Origin of the sequence: Wenyingzhuangia gilva (assembly GCF_030519655.1) — a bacterium.
GTDB classification, from domain to species: Bacteria; Bacteroidota; Bacteroidia; order Flavobacteriales; family Flavobacteriaceae; genus Wenyingzhuangia; species Wenyingzhuangia gilva.
Genome location: NZ_JAUMIT010000003.1, coordinates 1 through 21,959, shown reverse-complemented (window position 1 = coordinate 21,959; position 21,959 = coordinate 1). Strand labels below are relative to the sequence as shown.

Annotated in this window: 14 protein-coding genes and 1 tRNA gene; 6 read left to right on the top strand and 9 right to left on the bottom strand. The window is 30.8% G+C overall.

Annotation, left to right across the window (positions count from 1 at the left end):
• Positions 1–96 precede the first annotated feature (96 nt).
• On the top strand, positions 97–813 hold the full coding sequence (locus QVZ41_RS07130; protein WP_302883872.1) for a LamG domain-containing protein: 717 nt from the start codon (positions 97–99) through the stop codon (positions 811–813).
• A 2-nt stretch (positions 814–815) separates the two neighbouring features.
• On the opposite strand, the gene QVZ41_RS07125 is transcribed toward QVZ41_RS07130, so the two are convergent.
• The 3 genes from QVZ41_RS07125 to QVZ41_RS07115 form a co-directional block, all read right to left on the bottom strand.
• Positions 816–1,793, bottom strand: a complete 978-nt coding sequence (locus QVZ41_RS07125) for a Gfo/Idh/MocA family protein (protein WP_302883871.1) — start codon at positions 1,791–1,793, stop codon at positions 816–818.
• 32 nt (positions 1,794–1,825) lie between these two features.
• Positions 1,826–2,611, bottom strand: a complete 786-nt coding sequence (locus tag QVZ41_RS07120) for a transglutaminase-like domain-containing protein (protein WP_302883870.1) — start codon at positions 2,609–2,611, stop codon at positions 1,826–1,828.
• 245 nt (positions 2,612–2,856) lie between these two features.
• Positions 2,857–3,996, bottom strand: coding sequence for an NAD(P)/FAD-dependent oxidoreductase (locus tag QVZ41_RS07115; RefSeq protein ID WP_302883869.1), 1,140 nt, complete (start codon positions 3,994–3,996; stop codon positions 2,857–2,859).
• A 172-nt stretch (positions 3,997–4,168) separates the two neighbouring features.
• Between QVZ41_RS07115 and QVZ41_RS07110 the strand changes: the two genes are divergently transcribed.
• A complete protein-coding gene (locus tag QVZ41_RS07110; protein ID WP_302883868.1) occupies positions 4,169–7,396 on the top strand; it encodes a cytochrome c biogenesis protein CcsA in 3,228 nt (1,075 codons plus the stop codon).
• A gap of 65 nt (positions 7,397–7,461) precedes the next feature.
• A complete protein-coding gene (locus tag QVZ41_RS07105) occupies positions 7,462–7,977 on the top strand; it encodes a DUF2892 domain-containing protein (protein WP_302883867.1) in 516 nt (171 codons plus the stop codon).
• Between the two features lie 73 nt (positions 7,978–8,050).
• On the opposite strand, the gene bshA is transcribed toward QVZ41_RS07105, so the two are convergent.
• The gene (gene bshA / locus QVZ41_RS07100) at positions 8,051–9,187 is read right to left on the bottom strand and encodes an N-acetyl-alpha-D-glucosaminyl L-malate synthase BshA (protein ID WP_302883866.1); all 1,137 of its coding nucleotides are present in this window, start codon (positions 9,185–9,187) and stop codon (positions 8,051–8,053) included.
• A 215-nt stretch (positions 9,188–9,402) separates the two neighbouring features.
• Between bshA and QVZ41_RS07095 the strand changes: the two genes are divergently transcribed.
• The 3 genes from QVZ41_RS07095 (at position 9,403) to QVZ41_RS07090 (ending at position 10,194) form a co-directional block, all read left to right on the top strand.
• Positions 9,403–9,475, top strand: a tRNA-Phe gene (locus tag QVZ41_RS07095).
• A 59-nt stretch (positions 9,476–9,534) separates the two neighbouring features.
• Entirely contained in the window at positions 9,535–9,816 is a 282-nt protein-coding gene (locus QVZ41_RS14595; protein WP_420896126.1) for a GIY-YIG nuclease family protein, read from the top strand.
• 96 nt (positions 9,817–9,912) lie between these two features.
• Entirely contained in the window at positions 9,913–10,194 is a 282-nt protein-coding gene (locus tag QVZ41_RS07090) for a GIY-YIG nuclease family protein (RefSeq protein WP_302883865.1), read from the top strand.
• Between the two features lie 178 nt (positions 10,195–10,372).
• Here QVZ41_RS07090 and fucP read toward each other — a convergent pair whose 3' ends face one another.
• The 5 genes from fucP to QVZ41_RS07065 form a co-directional block, all read right to left on the bottom strand.
• The gene (gene fucP / locus QVZ41_RS07085) at positions 10,373–11,680 is read right to left on the bottom strand and encodes an L-fucose:H+ symporter permease (RefSeq protein WP_302883864.1); all 1,308 of its coding nucleotides are present in this window, start codon (positions 11,678–11,680) and stop codon (positions 10,373–10,375) included.
• A 147-nt stretch (positions 11,681–11,827) separates the two neighbouring features.
• Positions 11,828–15,886 (bottom strand): hybrid sensor histidine kinase/response regulator transcription factor, encoded by a 4,059-nt coding sequence (locus QVZ41_RS07080; RefSeq protein ID WP_302883863.1) that lies wholly within the window; start codon positions 15,884–15,886, stop codon positions 11,828–11,830.
• A 42-nt stretch (positions 15,887–15,928) separates the two neighbouring features.
• On the bottom strand, positions 15,929–17,776 hold the full coding sequence (locus QVZ41_RS07075; protein ID WP_302883862.1) for a metallophosphoesterase: 1,848 nt from the start codon (positions 17,774–17,776) through the stop codon (positions 15,929–15,931).
• A 20-nt stretch (positions 17,777–17,796) separates the two neighbouring features.
• The gene (locus QVZ41_RS07070; protein WP_302883861.1) at positions 17,797–20,748 is read right to left on the bottom strand and encodes a glycosyl hydrolase 115 family protein; all 2,952 of its coding nucleotides are present in this window, start codon (positions 20,746–20,748) and stop codon (positions 17,797–17,799) included.
• A gap of 6 nt (positions 20,749–20,754) precedes the next feature.
• The gene (locus tag QVZ41_RS07065; RefSeq protein ID WP_302883859.1) at positions 20,755–21,831 is read right to left on the bottom strand and encodes a phosphatidylinositol-specific phospholipase C1-like protein; all 1,077 of its coding nucleotides are present in this window, start codon (positions 21,829–21,831) and stop codon (positions 20,755–20,757) included.
• Between the last annotated feature and the right edge of the window lie 128 nt (positions 21,832–21,959).

The window sequence follows — 21,959 nt, the reverse complement described above, 5'->3', positions numbered from 1 at the left end:
AGCCAATCTAATATTTAAGATTGGCTGTTTTGTTTATTAACATAATTCATAAAAATACTATATTTAGACATCCATCAACATAATCAACTACTTTACATGAATCGTTATGCAACAATTTTTCAAATGATAAGCATTGTGTTATTCAGTAGTTGCAAAAGTAATTTATTTGATAAAAAAGAAGCTGTGGAAAATATTCCTTTTACAGAAAACTTTAACAATCTAGAGCTCTTTCATCAAAATTGGAAAGACAATTCTTTTGGACATCCCAAATCTTATCAATTAGAAAATGATGCCTTAAAAGTCTCCACTCGTCCCAATAGTAAGGATAGAGTTAAAGTAAAAACCAAACGAAAAGATTTTGGATTAGGGACTTATGAGTGGAAAATTTATATACCCAAATTTAACATCAATGACCAATGTAGTATTGGTGCATTTATTTATCATTCTGGTAAAACTCCCTATGAAATAGATTTTGAAATAGGATCGGGAAATATTAAGGATAGAAAAGAAATAAAAGCAAAAACAAATGAAGCTATTGTACATTGTACCTCACAACATCACCCTCATACTTCTGATGTTTTTAAGGTAACTACCGAACAATGGCATTATTTTAAAATGGAACTAAGTGAGAACAACAACAGGTATTTTATAAAATGGTTTATCAACAATGTTTTGGTAAAAACACTACAAACAGATATTAAAACAAAACACAAGTTTACTGTACATAACAGTTTAGAAAACTTATCGTTTATGGGAGAACATTTACCCACCAAAGAAAACTACGCATTGTTTGATTCTTTTAACTTTAAGTAAACTTAATACTCCAAACCTATTTTTTTTCTAACTGTATCTAAAGTTTGAATCAGTTTTTTAGAAAAATCAAAAGTCATGATATTACTTTCTTTTTTACCTTCTCTTAGTAACTTATTAAAGTGTTCGGCTTCATAATTATACCCTATGGTTTTTACACCAAAATCTACAATTTCCTCTTTACCATTTTTTATGATGGTTACAGAAGTGGGAATATGAAACTCTGTATTTATTTTAATCATTCCTTGTTCACAAGTAAAAATAGCTTCGGTAGCAGTTTGTTCTTGAATAGAACTTTTTAAATAAGCTTTGGCTTTTTGATAATGAAAAATCATATCACAACTTGCATCGGCTCCATTGTCAAAAAAAGTGGCTTTCGCTTCAATATTTTCTGGTATTCCTAAAGTTGATAAAGCCGCAAAAATAGGATAGATTCCAATATCTAATAAACTCCCTCCACCTACTTCTTTTTTAAACAACCTGTTTTCATTATCAAAAGGTCTATGAAATCCAAAATCTGCTTCTAAAGAAAGAACTTCCCCTAAAGCTTTATTCTTAATTAACTCCAAAACATATTGATAATGTGGTAAAAAATAGGTCCACAAAGCTTCCATTAGCAACACGTTTTGTTCTTTAGCAACAGTAATCATTTGCTGAACTTCATTAAAGTTCATGGCAAATGGTTTTTCACACAAAACAGCTTTGTTATTTAATAAACATAAAATAGAATGATCTTTATGAAAACTGTGTGGTGTGGCAATATAAACAGCATCTACATTTTTATCTTTTGCCAATGATTCATAAGAATCATAAGCGATGGTAGCATTGAAATCTTTAGCGAATTTATCAGACTTTTCTTGGTTTCTTGAAGCCACTGCATATAATTCAGCATCAGAAATGGTCGCTAAATCTTTGGCGAATTTTTGAGCTATATTTCCCAAACCTATAATTCCCCATTTGATTTTCTTACTATGTAATAACATGAATGTTGTTTTTAAACGGAAAGATAGTCATTCTAAAAGATTTCTTCAACCTGAACATTTTGCTCAATCGGATAGACAGAAGGTCCAAATTGATTAAAAACAGCTACATCGGCAGCATCTCTACCAACTCCTAAAACCACATAGCCTCCAGGATTTCCTGTTTGAGTAGCATCAAAAGTATACCACCTGTTTCCTATATATGCCTCAAACCATGCATGCATATCCATAGGATGTAAACCATGTAAATATCCAACCACAATACGTGCAGGAATACTTAAACTTCTGCACAAAGCGATGCCCAAATGAGCCAAATCTTTACAAACGCCAAATCCTTTGTTTTTAACTTGTAAAGCCGACAAGGGTTCACTGTTACTACCCGGAACATAATCTATATTTGTACGTAACCAATTTGTAATTGCCGATACTTGATTGTAACCTAAATATTGTCCTTCACCAATACTCATCGCCAATTCATTAAAACAATCAGACTCACAATATCTACTTGGCAATAAGTAACTCAATACCCCATCGGGTAAATTCTGAATTTCAATAAATGGGGCTCCATAACCTTCATCAATAAAGTTTGAAGTTATCACCTCTGAGGAAGTCATAATTGAAAACATTCCTGGATCAGCGATTAAGCGTTGACAAAGATTTCCATAACTATCCGTAAACTCAAAAACAGGAATACTCGGTAAAATTTTATATTCTTCTTTTTCTACCCACTGATGCGCTCCACTACGAGGCCTAAGCATTAAAATAAATGGCGTTGGTTCTGAAATTTCAAACTTTAAAAAACAACTTGTACGTAAACGCATATATCAAATTTTCAACACTTTCATTACACAGTCAATACCGACCAACACTCAAATATAGACTATTATTTAATGGAAATATACTTGAAAACAATATTAAAAAAAGAACTATATTATCCTTAAAAAAAGCTTATAAATAATCCTTTTTTCTAATTTTTTCAACAATTAATTTCTTAAAAAAAGAATAAAAAAACTGTTAACATTATTAAGTAACGTTAACAGCTTTATATTGGTAATAATGGAGTGATTTAAAAAACCAAGCCTTTTAATTTTTCTTTTATCTTTTTATTAATGTCTTTAGGGTAAGTTCTTTCTCCCATAAAAATATCTGTCATGGCTTCACTAAAATGTTGACCATAGTTTTTTAATAAAAATTTTCTGACAATTTTACTACCGTAAAATACTTTAGCCAATTTCATTGAAGTAAGTAACTCTGGCATTAAAGTATCTTCTATAATATCTGTATAAATTTTAGCTGCTTTTTCTTCATCTCCTTTTGCTTGGGCTATAGCTTCTGCTACTAATTTACCACTTAATATAGCATTTGAAATTCCTTCGGCAGTTAATGGGTCTGCAAAACCAGCAGCATCTCCTATTAAAAAAACATTCTCTTTTACAAAACCATCTAATCGAGGAGTTACAGGAATTTGATATCCATGTTTTTCGATACTTAAAATTTCTTCTATTCCTAAAAACTTGATATAATCAGCACAATACTCTTTTATTTTTTTATCATCTTTTAAAATAGCTCCTACGCCTATTGATAAATGATTTTTCTTAGGAAAACACCATCCATAACCTGCTGGAATTGCATCAATATCAAAACGGATTTCTTTAGAAAGTCTTTCAAAATCTGCCTGATTCACTTCTATTTCATATTCTAATGCTGGAATTAAAGTACGAGTATCTTCTTTCCAACCTGCCATTTTTGCTACCTGACTATAAACACCATCTGCAGCAATAACAAATTGTGTTTTAATCAAACCTTGAGTGGTTTCAATTTCAACCAATCCATCAACTTTATTGAGTGATTTTACTTTGCAATCTTCAATAATTTCAACTCCTAATTCTTTTGCTTTGTTTACAATTAATTGATCAAAAGTGTCTCTCATTACCAAAGAAACAATTGGATTTTCTCTTTCGGTAACAAAATGTAAATCATCTCCCATGTAAACATCAATTTTATTAAACTCAATATCTACAACTTCCGATACATCAAACGGCATGTTTTTTCTACCTCTATATACAAATCCACCACCACAAACTTTATATCTTGGCAAGATTTCTTTTTCTAAAATAACAGTTTTGATACCTGCTTTTGCCAAATGGAATGCTGCCGAAGCACCTGAAGGACCTGAACCTACAACCGCAACTTGATAATTTTTCATAAATTAAAAATATGTTTACGGCAATAATAGAAATTAATGCCTATTAAATCAAATACTATCTCTTATTTATTTCTTTTATTAAAAACAAAAAACAACTTAGATTGGCACTGATATTGACAGGTTTTTGACGTTTATTTACGTAATTTAGCACCTTAAAATTTTAATGTTACCCATGAAAAAAATCTGGAATATTTTATACAGTACTCGCCTAATGGCAATTCTATTCTTATTGTTTGGAGCCACTATGGGAATTGCAACTTTTATAGAAAATGATTACGGTACAGAAACCTCTAAAGCTTTGGTATATAACACATGGTGGTTTGAAACCATTATGTTGTTATTTGTAATTAATTTTTTCGGAAATATTTTTAAATACAAACTACACAAAAAAGAAAAATGGGGAATTTTATTATTCCATGTTTCTTTCTTACTAATTATTATTGGAGCTGCTGTTACAAGATATGTAAGTTATGAAGGGGTAATGCCTATTTTAGAGGGAGAAAAAACCAATGAATTCTTTTCCGAAACCACTTATCTTAACTTAAATATTCACAATTTTAAAGAAGAAAAATACGTACACAGTCCTATTTTACTTTCTGCAAAAGGAAAAGCTTCTTATCATTTTTCTACAGATTTTAGAGGTCAGGACATTGATTTTGAATTAACGGATTATATTCCAAATGCCAAAACAGAATTTACAAAATCTGAAAATGGAGAAACTTTTTTACATTTTGTAGAATCTAGTTCTGGTTCTAGACATGATCATTATATTAAAAAGGGAACTTTAGAGAATATTCACGGAATTTTAGTGGGATATGAAAATCCAGAAAACGCTTCTATTAATTTTACTGATAAAGATGGAACCTTATATTTAGAATCTAAATCTGATGGATCTTTTATGCGAATGGCCGATCAATTTCAAGGAACGGTTACCGCTAATACTCCTGAAAAATTTAACTATTTAAGTTTACATCAAATTGCAGGGTTGAGTTTTGTAGTGCCCGAAAAACCAATTACTGGAGAAATGAAAGTAATTTCTGCAAAAGATAAAAAAGCTTTTCCAGAAGCTTTGTTAACTTTTAAAGTTACCTCTAAAGATAAAATGACCTTAATTCAAGTAAAAGGAGGAAAATACACCTCAAACAAACCTGTAACTTTTACTTTGGCTGATCTAAACTTTAATTTATCATACGGTTCTAGAATTTTAAAACTTCCATTTTTTATAAAATTAAATGATTTTCAATTAGAAAAATATCCAGGTTCTGAGTCTGCTGCTTCTTATGCTAGTGAAATAACGCTTGTTGATGAAGAAAAAAATAACACCTTTGATTTTAGAATTTTCATGAATCATATTTTAGATTATAGAGGATATAAATTTTTCCAATCTAGTTATGATTTGTCTGGTCCTAAAGAAGAAACCAGATTATCTGTAAACCACGATGCTATTGGAACTACCATTACTTACATTGGATACTCTATGTTATACACAGGATTGATGATGATTTTATTTATGAAAAATTCTCGTTTTGGTCAATTAGGTCAAAAACTTAGAAAATTAAAAAGTAAAACGACCGTAATTGCTTTAATTTTAGGATTGACTTCTACTTTTAGTTTTGCTCAACACACAGATGAAGATCACAATCACGAAGGACACGACCATGCTTCTGAAATAGTACAAGAAGAAAATCACGAAGGTCATAATCATGCTGCTGAAGAAGCACACGATCATCAAATGGAAACTTTATCACCCGAAAAGGTAAAAGAGGCCATTGTTAAAAATGCTGTAAAACCAGAACACGCACTTGAATTTAGTAAAATTGTAATTCAAGATGCAGGAGGTCGTATGAAACCTATCAATACTTTTGCAAGTGAATTGTTAAGGAAAGTAAGCAAAAGTGAAACTTATGAAGGCTTAGATGCCAATCAAGTGTTTCTATCTATTGTAGAAAATCCTAGACTTTGGTTTGATGCTCCTGTGATTTATTTAGAAAGAAATGATGAAAAAATCAGAAAAGTTTTAGGCATTGATGTCAAAACAAAATATGCCTCTTTATCAAACTTTATAGATCCTAGTGGAAATTATAAATTGGTATCCTATGTGGCTGATGCTGAAAAAAGTCAAATTAAAAGTGCTTTTGAAAAAGATGTCATCAACATAGACAAGCGTGTAGGTTTGTTATACACCGCTATTAGCGGAAGTATTTTGCGTATTTATCCTAAAATAGGTGATGAAAACAACAAATGGGTTTCTCAACTAGAATTAGAAACTGCCGGATTTAAAGGAACTGATTCTGTTTTTGTAAAACAAATTTTACCTGCTTACAAACAAGTTTTATGGCAAGCAAAACAAAGTGGAAATTATGCTGATGCCAATGAAATTTTAGGAGGAATTAAAAACTTTCAGAAAAAATACGGAGCTGAAGTGTATCCTAGTCAAAAGAAAATAGATTATGAAATTACTTATAATAAATATGATATTTTTAAGAAGTTGTTTTCCTACTACACTTACATCAGTACTATTTTATTCTTGTTAATTATTTTCCAAATTTTTAAAGACGGTAAAATTGTTAGAGCTTTAATTAAAGGTGCTATAGGAATTGTTGTTTTCTTATTTATATTACAAACGGCAGGATTAGGAGTTCGTTGGTTTATTAGCGGACACGCTCCTTGGTCAGATGCTTACGAATCTATTATTTACGTAGGATGGGCAACCATGCTGTTCGGATTAATTTTTGGTAGAAAATCATCATTAACCATTGCTGCAACAGCTTTTGTTGCTGCTATGATTTTAATGATAGCACACTGGAACTGGATGGATCCACAAATTGCCAACCTACAACCAGTATTAAATTCTTATTGGTTAATGATTCACGTAGCCATTATTGTGGCTAGTTATGGTCCTTTTACTTTAAGTATGATTTTAGGATTAGTTGTGTTAATCTTAATGATATTAACCACTAGCAAAAACAAAAAATCTTTAAAAATTAAGATTGATGAATTAACCATTATCAATGAAATGAGCATGACAGTTGGTTTGGTAATGTTAACCATAGGAAACTTTTTAGGAGGTATGTGGGCTAACGAAAGTTGGGGACGTTACTGGGGATGGGATCCTAAAGAAACATGGGCTTTAATTAGTATTATGATTTATGCTTTTGTGTTACACATGCGTTTGGTTCCTGGTCTTAGAAGCAAATTTGCTTTTAATATTGTTTCTGTATATGCTTTTGCTAGTATTATGATGACTTATTTTGGAGTGAATTTTTACTTATCAGGATTACATTCTTATGCAAGTGGTGACCAAGTTGTCACTCCTAGTTTTGTGTATTATTCTGTTATAATTGTAGCTATACTTGGAGTTTTAGCCTTCCTAAAATTTAAAAAATACTATAAAAAATAAATAGCATTCTGATTTCCGCAAATATTAATGTAAATTCGCGAATCTTATAAAACCAAACAATTCATATGTTTCACAAGTATTTAAAATTAGTTTTAGCAGTAGGAGTTACTGTATTGGCTGTATTACAGTTTATTGATGAAAATATAGGTAATGGTATTTTATTACTATTGTTAGCTGGTATTTTTGTCTTTTTATATTTCAAAAATGAAATTTTATTATTAGCTTTTTTACAAATGAGAAAGCAAAATATGGAAGGAACTGCTAAGTGGTTAGATAAAATTAAAAAACCAGAAATGGCTTTAATTACTTCTCAACAAGCATATTTTTACTATTTACAAGCTATTTTATTAGCTCAAAAAAACATGACTCAATCAGAAAAGTTGTTCAAAAAAGCTTTAGGAATTGGGCTGCGTATGAGTCACGATATTGCCATGGCAAAATTAAACTTAGCAGGTATTGCCATGAGTAAACGCAGAAAAAGAGAAGCAACAACCTTGTTAAACGAAGCTAAAAAGTTAGACAAACACGGAATGCTAACTGATCAGATTAAAATGATGAAAGATCAAATGAAAAGGATGTAAATCACTCTATATATCACATAAAAAAAGTCTTCATAGAAATATGAAGACTTTTTTATGTAATTAAGTTTTATGATCAGGCTGTAAGCACCAAACTTTTATAGATAGCCTCATATTTTGGCAATACATTGTCTATACTAAACTCTTTAGCTCTTTCTAAAGCATTTTGTTTATATACATTTAATACCTCTCTACTTTCAATTAATTTTAAGGCATTTTTAGCCATATCATCAACATCTTTTACATTGCTTAAAAACCCTGTAACTCCATGCACATTAACTTCTGGTAAACCTCCTGTATTCGTAGAAATCACTGGAGTTCTAGCCGCCATGGCTTCTAAAGCAGCCAATCCAAAACTCTCAGATCTTGATGGTAATAAGAATACATCAGAATAACATAAAATCTTATCTACTTCTGTGCTATTCCCTAAGAAAACAATTTTATCAAACACCCCTAATTCTCTAGCCAAATGTTTCACATCAACCATTTCTGGACCTTCGCCAACCAAAATTAATTTTGCTGGTTTTACCTCTAAAACTTTGGCAAAAATTCTCACAACATCTTTAGCTCTTTTTACAGGTCTGTAATTACTAATGTGAGTAAGGATAAACTCCTCTTCGGTGGCAATACTTCCTCTTTGACAATCAGCTCCTTTTAAAGGATGATTTTCATATTTTTCAAGTTCAATAAAATTATAAACAACTTCAATATCTTTTTTGATATCAAACAAACGGTAAGTATCTTCTCTTAAACTATTAGAAACGGTAGTCACAACATCAGAGTGATTGATACTAAATTCTACCGCTGTTTTATAGTTAGGGTGACTTCCCACCAAAGTGATATCTGTTCCATGTAAAGTGGTTACCACTCTAATATCAATTCCTTTTTCTTGTAGCATTTTTTTGGCCATATAGGCTGCATATGCATGAGGAATTGCATAATGTACATGCAGCAACTCTAAATCATGTTTCTCTACAATTTGCACCATTTTACTAGACAAAGCCAATTCATATGGCTGGTAATGGAACAAAGAATATTCCTCTATTTGAACTTGATGAAAGTGAATTCCGCTAGAAATCAAATCTAGCCTCACCGGTGGGTGATAGGTAATAAAATGTATTTCATAACCTTTTTGAGCCAATACCATTCCCAATTCAGTAGCTACGACTCCACTACCTCCAAATGTAGGGTAACATACAATACCAATTCGCATATTTTATAATTTCTATATAAGTACGTAAAAATACCTTTAACTTACGTGATACCCAAAATAAATATGAGATGTAAATATATTTTAACAAAGAAAAAAACATAATATACTCATAATGAAAAGCATAGAAAATATTTTAAAAAAAGGTTTATTTTTTATGCAAAAACCTACTGTTTATCTATAAAAAAGTATAAATTTGCAACCGCTAAGTTAAGCATGGTGCCTTAGCTCAGTTGGTAGAGCAAAGGACTGAAAATCCTTGTGTCCCTGGTTCGATTCCTGGAGGCACCACATTAAAAACCACAACATTTTTGTTGTGGTTTTTTGTTTTTTATATATTAGAAAATAAAATGCACTTCCTATATATTCTTTATAGTAAAAAACTAAATAAATTTTATATTGGTGAAACAGCTAATATAACTAACAGATTAACACTACATATGAATAAAACATATTATCAAAGTTTTACTTCAAAAGCAGATGATTGGAAAGTCCTTCTAGAATATCAAACTAACTCTAAAGAAAACGCCATCTATCTTGAAAGATTTATCAAAAGAATGAAAAGCAAAAAGTTTATTCAAAAAATTATAGACGACAAATCTATCCTAAATGATATACTAACTAAAAAATAGCCCTGGTTCTCCCGATGCTTCGGGACTGGAGGCACCACATTAAAAACCACAACATTTTTGTTGTGGTTTTTTGTTTTTTATATATTAGAAAATAAAATGCACTTCCTATATATTCTTTATAGTAAAAAACTAAATAAATTTTATATTGGTGAAACAGCTAATATGACTAACAGATTAACACTACATATGAATAAAACATATTATCAAAGTTTTACTTCAAAAGCAGATGATTGGAAAGTCCTTCTAGAATATCAAACTAACTCTAAAGAAAACGCCATGTATCTTGAAAGGTTTATCAAAAGAATGAAAAGCAAAAAGTTTATTCAAAAAATTATAGACGACAAATCTATCCTAAATGATATACTAACTAAGAAATAGCCCTGGTTCTCCCGATGCTTCGGGACTGGAGGCACCACATTAAAAACCACAACATTTTTGTTGTGGTTTTTTGTTTTTTATAAACTTGGTTTAAATCTTTTTTTGATTTTAAAATACAACTATTATATAAAAAGCTCGTAAAATATTTACGAGCTTTTTATACAATACAATTCTAGATTTATACTTCATATCGTTTATTGACTCTTAATCCATACCAAGCAATATAAACAAAACATAGCAATGGTAATATAAATGAAAAACTCACTTCTGATACTCCCATAATTTTGATATCCGAAACGCCATTACCTCCTAAATCTATAATCATTCCCTGCATTTTTGGCATCAACGCTCCTCCTACAATAGCCATAATCAATCCAGCGGAACCTACTTTTGATTGCTCTTCGGTTAATCCTCCTAAAGCAATTCCATAAATGGTTGGAAACATTAATGACATACAAAAAGACACTCCTACCAAACTATACAAACCTACTATTCCTTCAATTAAGATAACAACAGACACAAATGCAATTCCTAAAATCGCAAAAATCATCAATAGTTTTCCTGAGCTTACAAACCTTAACAAATAAGTTCCTACTGCCCTACCAATGGTAAAAAGCACAAAAGCAGCCATTTGATAATATCCTGCCGTAACACTGTCAATCCCTATCGCTTCTGAATATTGATAAATATAGGTCCAACACATGATTAAACATCCCATATGGAAAATTTGAGCTAACACTCCCAATACATACTTCTTGTTTTTTGATAAAGCCATAAAAGTATCTCCTATTTTTGGCATCAATCCGTCATCTTTAGATTGAGGCATTTTGTTCACCACAAACAATACAAAAACGCCAATTAATACCAATCCTAAAATTACATAAGGATTTCTTATCACCAATAAATCTGAAGTTTTAATTATAATTTTAGATGCTTCATCTAAAGCGCTAAAGTTATCAATATCATCACTTTTTAAATTTTTTAAAACAAATTGTTGTGCTACAAACAAACCTGCTATCAACCCTAAAGGATTAAAAGCTTGAGCTAAATTTAAACGTTGGGTAGCCGTTTCTTTTGGCCCCATAGCCAGTGCATAAGGATTTGCTGCCGTTTCTAAAAAAGCCAAACCAAAAGTTAATACATACAAACCCAAACAGAAAAACCAAAATTGTTCTGTAATAGCTGCAGGATAAAATAACAATGCCCCAACAGCATACAATCCTAAACCTATTAAAATTCCTACTTTATAAGAATATTTTCTCATAAACATCGCTGCAGGTAGAGCCATACAAAAATAACCTCCATAAAAAGCCATCTGTACCCAAGCGGCTTGAGAATTAGATAACTCTAATACTTTTTTAAAAGCTTGAACCATCGGATCGGTAACTGCATTGGCAAATCCCCATAAAGCAAACAAATAGGTTACTAAAACAAAAGGGATGATCATTTTTTTTGGGACAACTGGTGTTTTTAATGAGTTTTCCATATATAATAAATATTCTTGATTTTTGTAACCTCAAATATTGATTTTTAATCTCCAAAACACCATGAAATTTTAATCAAAAACATGGATAAACACCTGTAATGATTTAAAGCAAAAAACTGAAATTGTGCATCTTATAAAACACCTACTTTACTTTAACAAAGTACTTGGAGAATGTCCAAACTGTTTTTTAAAACACCTACTAAAATATAAAGGATCATTAAAACCAACCATATCGGCAACTTCTGAAACATTGTAATTTTTAGTTTTTAACAATTGTGCAGACTTTTTTAAACGAATAGTTCTGATAAATTCATTGGGTGATAAATCTGTTAATTGTGTAATCTTTCTATATAATTTAGAAGAACTCATGGCTAATTGTTCACATAAAAAACCAGAAGTCAATTCTGGATTGCTAATATTATCTTCTATAATACTTTTGATGTTAGATATAAGTTCTATGTCTATTTGTGAGTGTGCCAAAGAAATTACATCACTTTCTGCTTCTCCAGAAAATTTTTGTTTTAAATCAAAATGTATTTTTATGATATTATCGATACGTGTTTTAAGTAATGACGGATCAAAAGGTTTTACCAAATAACCATCTACCCCTATTTTATATCCTTTGATTCTATTTTCGTTTTCAGCCAAAGCGGTTAATAATACAACAGCAGTGTGACTTAAATTTTCATCTGCTTTTAAGGCTTCTACAAAATCAAAACCATCCATAACAGGCATCATTACATCTACCACACATAAAACTGGTTTAATTTTTTTACATACCTCTAATCCCTCTTTACCATTTTCTGCTTCGTACACTTTAAAATAAGCAGATAGATATTCAACCACATATTTTCTTAACTCAGTATTGTCATCAATTACTAAGATTTTATGCTTTACATCTGTATTTGTTTTTGCTTTTTTGGTATTAATATTTTCAAAAGAAGCTTCTATTTGTTTTATTGGAATTAAAGTTTCTACTTCATCTGTAGGACTAATATCAAATCTTTCATCTTCACTGTAAGCTTCTTTTCCAACAGGTAGCTCTACAGTAAAAATACTTCCTACACCAGGAGTACTTTCTACCTTAATTTCTCCTTTGTGAATTTCTACCAAAGCTTTTACCAATGACAGTCCAATTCCCGTTCCTGTAGTGCTAGATTTACTGTTTTGCGCTTGGTAAAATCTAGAAAATATTTTTTCTTGACTTTCTAAAGGGATTCCAATTCCATCATCACTTACTTCAATCTTTAGAATTTTTTCATGCCCCTCTTTTAAACCTATAAACAAATCAACATTTCCATAATGATCAGTAAACTTCATAGCGTTAGACAATAAATTGTATAAAATTTTATTGTATTTATCCATGTCAATCCAACAAAACAAAGAATCTGTCTCTATATTCAAATTAAAATTGATGTTTTTTGTGTGAGACAATTCTATAAAAGAAGTGAATATATTTTTGGTATTGATGACAATATCAACCTTATAAACTTTTAACTTTAGCGCTCCCGTTTCTGCCCTTCTAAAATCTAAAATCTGATTAACCAATCTAAGGAGTCTATTAGCATTTTGATAAATTAAATCTACCCTACTTCTTTCATAAGAACTGGCGTTTTCTTGTTGTAAAAGTTGTTTTACAGGTCCTAAAATTAGAGTTAAAGGAGTTCTTAATTCGTGAGAAATATTGGTAAAAAACCTTAATTTTTCGTTGTTTAATTTTTCATCTCTTTCTCTTTTTACTTTTTCCAATAAAAGTTCCTGCTTTAGCTCTAAACGTAATTTTATTTGCTTGCGAGAAAAATAAATCAATAGTCCCAACACAAAAACAATCAAAGAAATTCCTTTATAAGTTAACCAAAATGTTGGCAATACTTTTATATTGTAAGTTGATGTTTCGCTCCAAATACCATCGCTATTACTAGCTCTAATTTTAAAAACATAATCTTTAGAAAACAAGTTGGTATATTGTACTGTTCTAGAATCACTAGTCGTTTCTATCCAATCTTTATCAAAACCTTCTAATTTATATTGATACTTATTTTGCCTCTCGTTGGTAAAGGATGGAGAAGAAAATTGAATGGAAAAATTCCTGTTATTATAGTCTAAAACAACGCTTTTACTGTAATTTAAATCTTTTTCAAACAAAACCTGACCATTGATGGTTGTTCCTGGAAATATTTCTTTGTTCTCTACTTTAAACTCTGTAATGACTGGTGAAGGAGAATATTTATTTTCTTTAATATTCTGAAGTGAAAAATAAAGGACCCCTTCTTTTCCTGCGATATATATTTTTGAATTGTTAAAATTATAAAAACCACTAGAGCTAAAAACATCTAGCCTATTTCCACTCATGATATTATATATTTTAGCTTTTTTAGTGTTGGGTTCGTATTGTGCAATGGTATTGTTATTCATATTTAACCAAATTCTTCCATAACTATCGGTAGTTAAATCTGTAATCCATTTTCCTTTTAAAGATTTTGGTTCTAAAACCAACTCAAAATTATCTTTTTCATAATTATATACGGAAAGAGCTTTTCTGGTAGCTGCCCAAATATTTTTATTCTGATCTATTAAAACATCGCTTACATTGTCATGAGGAAGCCCATATTTGTTATTAGAATCGTATTCGTAATGTTTTGTTGTTTTCTGAAGTGGGTTGTATTTTACCAACCCTGTTTCTGTGGCAAACCACAAATCATTTTCGTTTTTTCTTATTTTATTGACTTCAAAACCTGGAAGAATTTTACCATAATTAGCATTTAATTTTAAAGTTTTTAAATCTAAAACCACCGTTCCTTGTCCAAAAGAAGAGATAAACAAAGTGTTTTTATCGTATTTTAAAAATGAAAAAACAGGAACATTTACAAAACCCACATCTATTATTTTAGATTTGTTTTTTAAATAATCATAAATCAAAACTCTACCATCCCACAAACCACAATAAAACGTTTTTCCATCGGTTGCATATATACTAGCAATATTGGTTTTGTTATCATATAAAGGGGTTATTTCTTCATCTTTATTAATAAAAAGTCCATTATGCCACGTAGCCACAATAGTATGTCCATCATAGGTTTTTGCAAAACCTCTAATTCTAGGTGCTTGGTTGTCTATGTAAAGAGAAATATCTTTGTTTAAGTAAAATTGGTTTTCATAAGGATCATATTTATCTAAGCCATCTTCTGTACCAATCCACAATACACCTGATGGATCAAAATATAAAGAAGAGATTAAGTTATCAACCAACGAAGTATCATCAGACAAGACCGAATAGTACCATTCATAATTTCCTAATGGAATATCTTCTAATTGATCGCAAACCAAAAGCCCTCCTAAAGTTCCTACCCAATATTTACCATTCGGAGCTAGTGCTATTGATAAAAAATAAGGTCCTAGTTTTTCTCTTATAGTCTTATCTTCTACATATAAATTTTTAAAGGTATTGGTTGATTTGTCTAACTTATACAAACCTTCTCTAGTACCTATAAAAATATCAGATTTAAAATCTTCGAAAATAAAATTTAAATATGGATTCTTTTTATTTGAATTAGGGACTGATAATGTGTACTCTTTTATTTCTGAAAATTCTCCTTTTTTATTTAATGAAATTTTTGCTACAGATGCAGTTCCAAAACTTCCTATCCAAATATTTCCTTTTTTATCCTCAAAAATCTCTTTGACATATTCAAAGTTTGGCAAATCAATTTTTTCAAATATTTCTGTATCTGGATAAAATAAATAAACACCTGAAGTCCTTGTTCCTACCCAAACCCTTTTAAATTTATCTACATAAACCGATCGAATTTCTTCGTCGGGTAAACTATTCGGATTGTTTTTTTCTGTTAAATATGTTTTAAACTTTCTTGTGTCGGTTTTAAAAAGTGTCAATCCTTTTCTGGTTCCAATCCATAAACTATTTGTGGTTTCATCAAATTCAAGACCTGTAATATCATCATTATGGATAGTTTGTTCTTCAAAAGAAGAACTTAAATAAGATTTAAATTGATATCCGTCAAATCTATTTAGTCCAGAAAATGTTCCTAACCAAAGAAAGCCTTGATTGTCTTGAACTATATGTCTAACAGAATTATGAGAAAGACCATCTTCATCATTGTAGTGTTCAAATTTTAACTGTTGCGCTGAAACAGAAAAAAATCCGACAAAAAAAACAAGAAAAACAAAAAAAACAGAAAATCTTATCATAAAATAATTATCTAACCCAAAGTTAATATAAAAAAAGAAATACTAATATAAAGGATTAATAGAGGTAATAGTACTTGATTGAGTATCAATTTCAAAATGATTGGCTGGTTGTCCATTACAAAACTTAACAAAGATACTTCCCCATAATTTTAAGTTTGCGTGATTTGAACTTTTAAATAAGTCACAAATTAAAGTATATTGTTTTAATCTAACTTGCCCAACATCCGTAATAGCTAACTTATCAGCACTTTTAAACTTATAAAAATCATGAATCATGTCTAAACCTGTCCAGTCCTTAAAAACTTCTATAGAAATGTTTTGATCTTTTAATTTTACTTCAAATGTTTTTATATCTGCATTATTTTCTTTGGCAACTTGTATCAAATCTTGACCCGTAGCATTTATCAATAAGTTCTTAAATTCTTGTGGCCAGTCATTTTTTAAAAATCTCAATCTCACCAATTCTTTTAAATGCCAAGCAGTAAATTCTTTGTAAGTATTTGCATTTAAAATAGCTGAATCCCAAATATGAGGTTGATTTGTTTTTACCAAATAATCATGCTCTTGTTGATATAATGGAAATAAAGTTTTAAAATCGGCAACCGAATCTAACACAATGGTTTCTATTTCAAAAACACCCTTATTTTTAAGGGTTAATAATTTATATGCAGGGATATAAGCGGCTAAAGATGGAATTTGAATATTAACCAATCCGTTTCCGTCCTTAAACTTTCTAAGTCCAGTATCATTAATATGCATATGTCCTCCAAAATGGACTTTTACGCCAGCATCGGCCAAAACTTTGGCTACTTCTTCATTAGGGACTCTTTGCATTTGCATTTTATCTTTTCCAAACAAAGTCTTCATATCCTCCGTAGCATCATCATTAAAATCGATGGTTGGAAAATGACTAAAAACAATTAATTTTTTTCCTAGTTTTTCAGCTCTTTCAGTAACCGATTTTATCCAAGTAAGTAAATGTTCTTTATGTGTTAACACATTGTTATAACCTGTACTTGCTCCATCAAAATTAACCGGATCATAAGAAGTTTCTTCTCCTTTAGGAACGTAAACATTGGCATCAATAGCTAAAAACCACAAATCATCTCCAAACTCTGTTAAATAACTTAAATCAGGAACTTCTGCGTTTGTAGGTTGAATTTTATAGGTTCTAAAACTTATATCAGAATATGTTAAAGCCTTATCATAAGTATACTCCTGATAATTATAGGGAGTAAAAGGGCTTTCCCAATAAGTAGTCGTTTTCTTAGGATAAAAACCAAAATCTTTTAATTCCTTTAAAATTCCTTGATACCCTAACCTCGCAATATCTTTAGTAATAATGATAGGTAAAGCTTTTTCTTCTTTAGATGGATACAATTCCTCTTTGCTAAAAATGGCTTGAGATTTTCCTCCTTTTCCTAAAAAATCTTTCTTTCCTGCATCTTGATAAAACGGTCTTACAGGATCGTGATTTCCTGTGGTTAAAATAAAGTTGATGTTATATTTCTGTGAATATTCTTGTAAAATATTTTTCAATCCTCTGATGTTTACCAATTGTCCATCATCACTAAAATCGCCAGGTAAAGCCACATATTTTACACCTCTTTTAACCACATCATTCAACGCTGCTTTAAAAGCAAAATAATTCTCATTAAATAACCTTGTAGATTCTAATTGTGACTGCATGGTTCTAGCCAAAGTATATTTTTGGGTAGCTGGATTTAATACTCCTCGATAGGTATTATCAGAAAATTCACCATAAATATCTAACAAATGGACATCCGATAAAAAGGCAATTTGTAAAGGATTACTTTCTTTATTTTCTGGTGCTGGTTTACAGGAAAACAGTAAAACAACAATGGTTATAAAACTTAAAAATCTTATCATAAGAGGTTTGAAATACTTCATTACAACTTGGTTTCTTTAGGAAAAGCATAAGATTTTTTCCATCCTCCTAAATCTATCAATACTTGATCTATCATAACTCCTGGATCTACCATCCAAATTTTTAATGTGTGTTTTCCTGCCTTGTCAACTATTTGTTTAGCAGATTTTACGGTCGCATTTTTTAATACATTTTCTTTCCAAGCATCACTTCTACCTGAAGTTTGAAAATCTACAATCACAGGTTTTGCATCATCAATAGAAACAGCACATTTTACTCCGCTTCCTTCAAAAAACGCATGCGTTGGAATAGCTTGAATTTTTACATCTACTTCTCCAAAATTAAAAGTGTAAAAGTCATATTCTAAAGCGGGACTATTTTTAACAATATCTGACAACCAATTTTGTGATTTTGCAGTTCTTGGTAAAGCAACGGCAACCTTTCCTGAATACCCCATTCCTTCATAAGTTTCCCATTTTGCCTCTTGCCCCTCTTTTTTTCGGGTATAATTCTCTGCTTTTATAGATACAAACCCCTTGTCTTCTACAAACCCTTTATAACCTTTTAATGCTTCTAATTTTGGATTAAAAACCGAAACTCCTACGGTATATGTTTTGTCTCCTGAAACAAAGTCAATGGCTGAATTTACTTTAAAACTTGGAGGAATCATTTGATAATCGTGTCCTAATGGAGCTTCTTTTTTATTTTCTCCTTTTGGAACTTTATCCCAATCTATAGTAACCCACAATCTTTCTTCTGGTTGATTGGCATTTAATTCTCCCGAAGTTTTAGAGATTTTAATCCAATTTGCTTTCGGTTTTGCTTCCCATTTTAAAGTACCTTCATCTTTTAAATACACATCCACATAATACTTGTTTTTGGTATAAGCATTAAACACTGGTAAAACATCTGCATAGGAATTGATAGCTTCATGATTTAATTCCATTTCATAACTCTCTAAAGCCAGCCCTAAATCATTTGTACTCTTTGGAAATGCTACCGCTATAGAAGGTCTTGAAAAAACAGGTAAATATCTTGGAGACATATTCATGATATGATTCCATTTACCATTCTGAAGTGTATTATTATAATAATTTGTTTCGGCTACAATACGATTATAGGCTAAAAAAGATTTTTCTCCATAGTACAAAGCACTATTTCTACCTTGAGAAGCTACAAATTTATTTTTATAAGCATATAACCACTTATGATTCATACTTGCTGCAGCTACTACAGGATAATAAACCAATTGATAAAAAGCATCTTTTCTATATACAGAAACTTTAGTATTAATACTGTCTACAGCAGTGATTAATGATTGATAAGCCTCAATTCTTTGACTCACTTCATCACCATAATGAAACTGAGTTAATTCTGTTTCTTTCGCTTTGGTTACTGGTTCTACTTGACTCCAAGCCATAAATTCTGGTCTTCTTTGAAATGCCAATTCATCATATTTCAACATTACCTCAGTGATATCTTTAGCTGTTTTTTCTCCAAATTCTCTGGTTGCCCAATTGTTTTTATGTTGTTTTACATCGCTGTTTTTTTCAAATTTAGTCATGTCCCAAGCCATGTCTAAAAACAACTCGATATTGTATTCATGTGGTTTGATGTCTCCACAATTTAAAATCCATAAATCTTTAGATTGATACTCGTAAGCTTTAGACATTTCTTCCCACATCAAAGCTGGATTGGTTGAATTTAACCATAAATAATCATGTGGTCTTCCCCAATAAGAAGTATGATAATAAACTCCTGCTCCTCCACTACGTTTTTGTTCTCTATAATTACTCAACTGACGGATATAACCATAGTTATCATCTGTCCACATAAGCATTACATCTTCTGGCAAGTTCAACCCACTTTGGTAATAATGCAATACTTCTTTATAAGGCACAAAAACCTGTGGTCTAGCTTCATCATTTTTAGAATATTTTTCTAAAATTTCCCTTTGATCAGTAATTACTTGCTCCAATAACTCTACTTGAGATTCTGTATCATCTTCTCCTACAATCATAGGAGAATCGTGTTCCCCTCTCATTCCAACAGTATAAATTCCTTCGTAGTGTTCTGTTTCTTTGGCTCTTTTTTTGAATAATTTTTTAATGGATCTTGAATTGGTATCATAACGATATTCTCCCATAGTTTTATGATCCCATTCTGCATTGATATTACTCAACATAGGTTCTGCATGAGAACTTCCTACAACAATGGCATAATTGTCTGCCACCACTTTGTTCTCTGGATAAAAATAAAATGCTTTGGTAGATTTATGCATGGCTGGCCAAATAGTATTGGCACGTAAACGCAATAGCAATTCAAAAACTTTGGCATACGTTTTCGGTCCAATATCCCCCGTTTCTGGTTCATAATTTAAAGCAGCCCAACGTTGTAACCCCCAATCTTCATCATTTAAAAAGATTCCTCTATATTTTACGGAGGGAGATCCATATGTTTTTGAGGTAACAGAAATAGACACTTCTTCTTTTACTTCAGGAGTTACATCTGCCCACCATTCCCAAGGAGACACGCCCATCATTCTAGAAACCTCTAACAAACCATAAGCAGTCGCTCTTCTATCAGAACCAACAATTACCAGTGCTTTTTCAATTCCTGGCAAAGGTTTTTCAACTACCTCAATTTTATAAGTTTCCCATTTCCCTTCAATATCAGCAATTGTTATTTTTCCATCATCTACCAATCTTCCAATCAAACTACTTTGTCCAACTGTTCCTGCTAGAATAGAATATTTATGAACATCACCATTAATTTCAATATACTTTTTGGTGATTTTAGAGATATCATCAACCAACATTTTAGCTGCTATTTCTACAACTTTGGCATCACTTTTATCATAAAAAACACCCACCTTTTCATTTTTTGAAACAATGGTAAATGGGGTTTGAGCACTTAAACTGTTTACTATTAAAACAATTAATATGAAAATACTTGGGGATTTTGGTTTAAACATGAACTATTATTTTATTCTTTCGTAACTATTGTTTTCAAAAACGACCTTATAATCAGACTTATAAAGTTTGGTTGGTACGTAATAATCTGTTGAGATGATTTGTGCACCAGATTGTTTTGCTTTTTCAAATTTACAATAATCATTGGTTCTAGACTCATTTGTTCCATCATCTGCACGAGTTCTTACCATATATCCTCTTAAAACCAGCTCTTTAATATACTCAAAATCTTTAATCGGATTATTAATCACTCTAAAAGCGGCTTCAGGATTTCCCTCTTTGCTATTGATAAACATTACCCTATTTTTTAAACTAGGATGTCCTTCTAAATATCGATTGTTTTTTGCTTCTTTCTCATCTAACACAAAAAGAAATCTACCTTTTACGGTATTCATATCTGGCCAACCATCAGTTAAAATGGCCTCTTCTAACGTTTTATGATTTCCTCTCACCAAATCTGGAGTGATTAATTGAGAATCTTTAAAAACAGAACGAATCTCAAGATCAATACTGTCTAATGCATTTTTTGTAAATGGTAACAATTCGCTTAAGTCATGATGACTGCTATCTTTTGCATTGATTAAAATAATTATAGGGGTATGATTAGGGTGTTCATCAGACCATTTCTTAATTACTTTTAAACCATCTTTAAACAATAAATAATGACTTCTAAAATCAATATCTTGTATGTGAAACATTTTTAAACCTGGCTGTCGTAACTTTTTATCTTCATCATAAAGTAAAGGTTTATCGCCTAAAGATTTTACAATCTCTAATCCTTTAGGATGGGTAAATCGTCCTCCGTTGGGATCATACAAAACGTCTAATTCCAAATTTCTAAGCCCTAAATTCAATTGTTTTATGATTGGAATATGGCCGTATTGTAAGGTCTTAGCCCTAACAGAATCTATTTGATATAAATATTCCCACAGAGGTTGTTCTATGGGAATTTTATATGAATTATGACTACCTATCACTTGAATCTCGTTTAATCTAATCGTTTTTGTTTTGTGACAAGAAATCATCAAAAACAAAGCCGTAAAAAGGATTCCTATAAAAAATATAAGAGTGATTGTTTTTTTCATTCTACTATTTACTTCCTAAATTTTAATATAGATTTTTTTCTTGTTTAACCACCAACCTATTGACCAACAAAGCAGCATAAAAACAATGGCCGTTACAAACGCTCCAAAACTCCCAGGAAAGAGTCTCT

Coding starts and splice junctions, on each gene's coding strand:
- QVZ41_RS07130 (WP_302883872.1), top strand. CDS start 97: ATGAATCGTTATGCAACAATTTTTCAAATGATAAGCATTGTGTTATTC.
- QVZ41_RS07125 (WP_302883871.1), bottom strand. CDS start 1,793: ATGTTATTACATAGTAAGAAAATCAAATGGGGAATTATAGGTTTGGGA.
- QVZ41_RS07120 (WP_302883870.1), bottom strand. CDS start 2,611: ATGCGTTTACGTACAAGTTGTTTTTTAAAGTTTGAAATTTCAGAACCA.
- QVZ41_RS07115 (WP_302883869.1), bottom strand. CDS start 3,996: ATGAAAAATTATCAAGTTGCGGTTGTAGGTTCAGGTCCTTCAGGTGCT.
- QVZ41_RS07110 (WP_302883868.1), top strand. CDS start 4,169: ATGAAAAAAATCTGGAATATTTTATACAGTACTCGCCTAATGGCAATT.
- QVZ41_RS07105 (WP_302883867.1), top strand. CDS start 7,462: ATGTTTCACAAGTATTTAAAATTAGTTTTAGCAGTAGGAGTTACTGTA.
- bshA (WP_302883866.1), bottom strand. CDS start 9,187: ATGCGAATTGGTATTGTATGTTACCCTACATTTGGAGGTAGTGGAGTC.
- QVZ41_RS14595 (WP_420896126.1), top strand. CDS start 9,535: ATGCACTTCCTATATATTCTTTATAGTAAAAAACTAAATAAATTTTAT.
- QVZ41_RS07090 (WP_302883865.1), top strand. CDS start 9,913: ATGCACTTCCTATATATTCTTTATAGTAAAAAACTAAATAAATTTTAT.
- fucP (WP_302883864.1), bottom strand. CDS start 11,680: ATGGAAAACTCATTAAAAACACCAGTTGTCCCAAAAAAAATGATCATC.
- QVZ41_RS07080 (WP_302883863.1), bottom strand. CDS start 15,886: ATGATAAGATTTTCTGTTTTTTTTGTTTTTCTTGTTTTTTTTGTCGGA.
- QVZ41_RS07075 (WP_302883862.1), bottom strand. CDS start 17,776: ATGATAAGATTTTTAAGTTTTATAACCATTGTTGTTTTACTGTTTTCC.
- QVZ41_RS07070 (WP_302883861.1), bottom strand. CDS start 20,748: ATGTTTAAACCAAAATCCCCAAGTATTTTCATATTAATTGTTTTAATA.
- QVZ41_RS07065 (WP_302883859.1), bottom strand. CDS start 21,831: ATGAAAAAAACAATCACTCTTATATTTTTTATAGGAATCCTTTTTACG.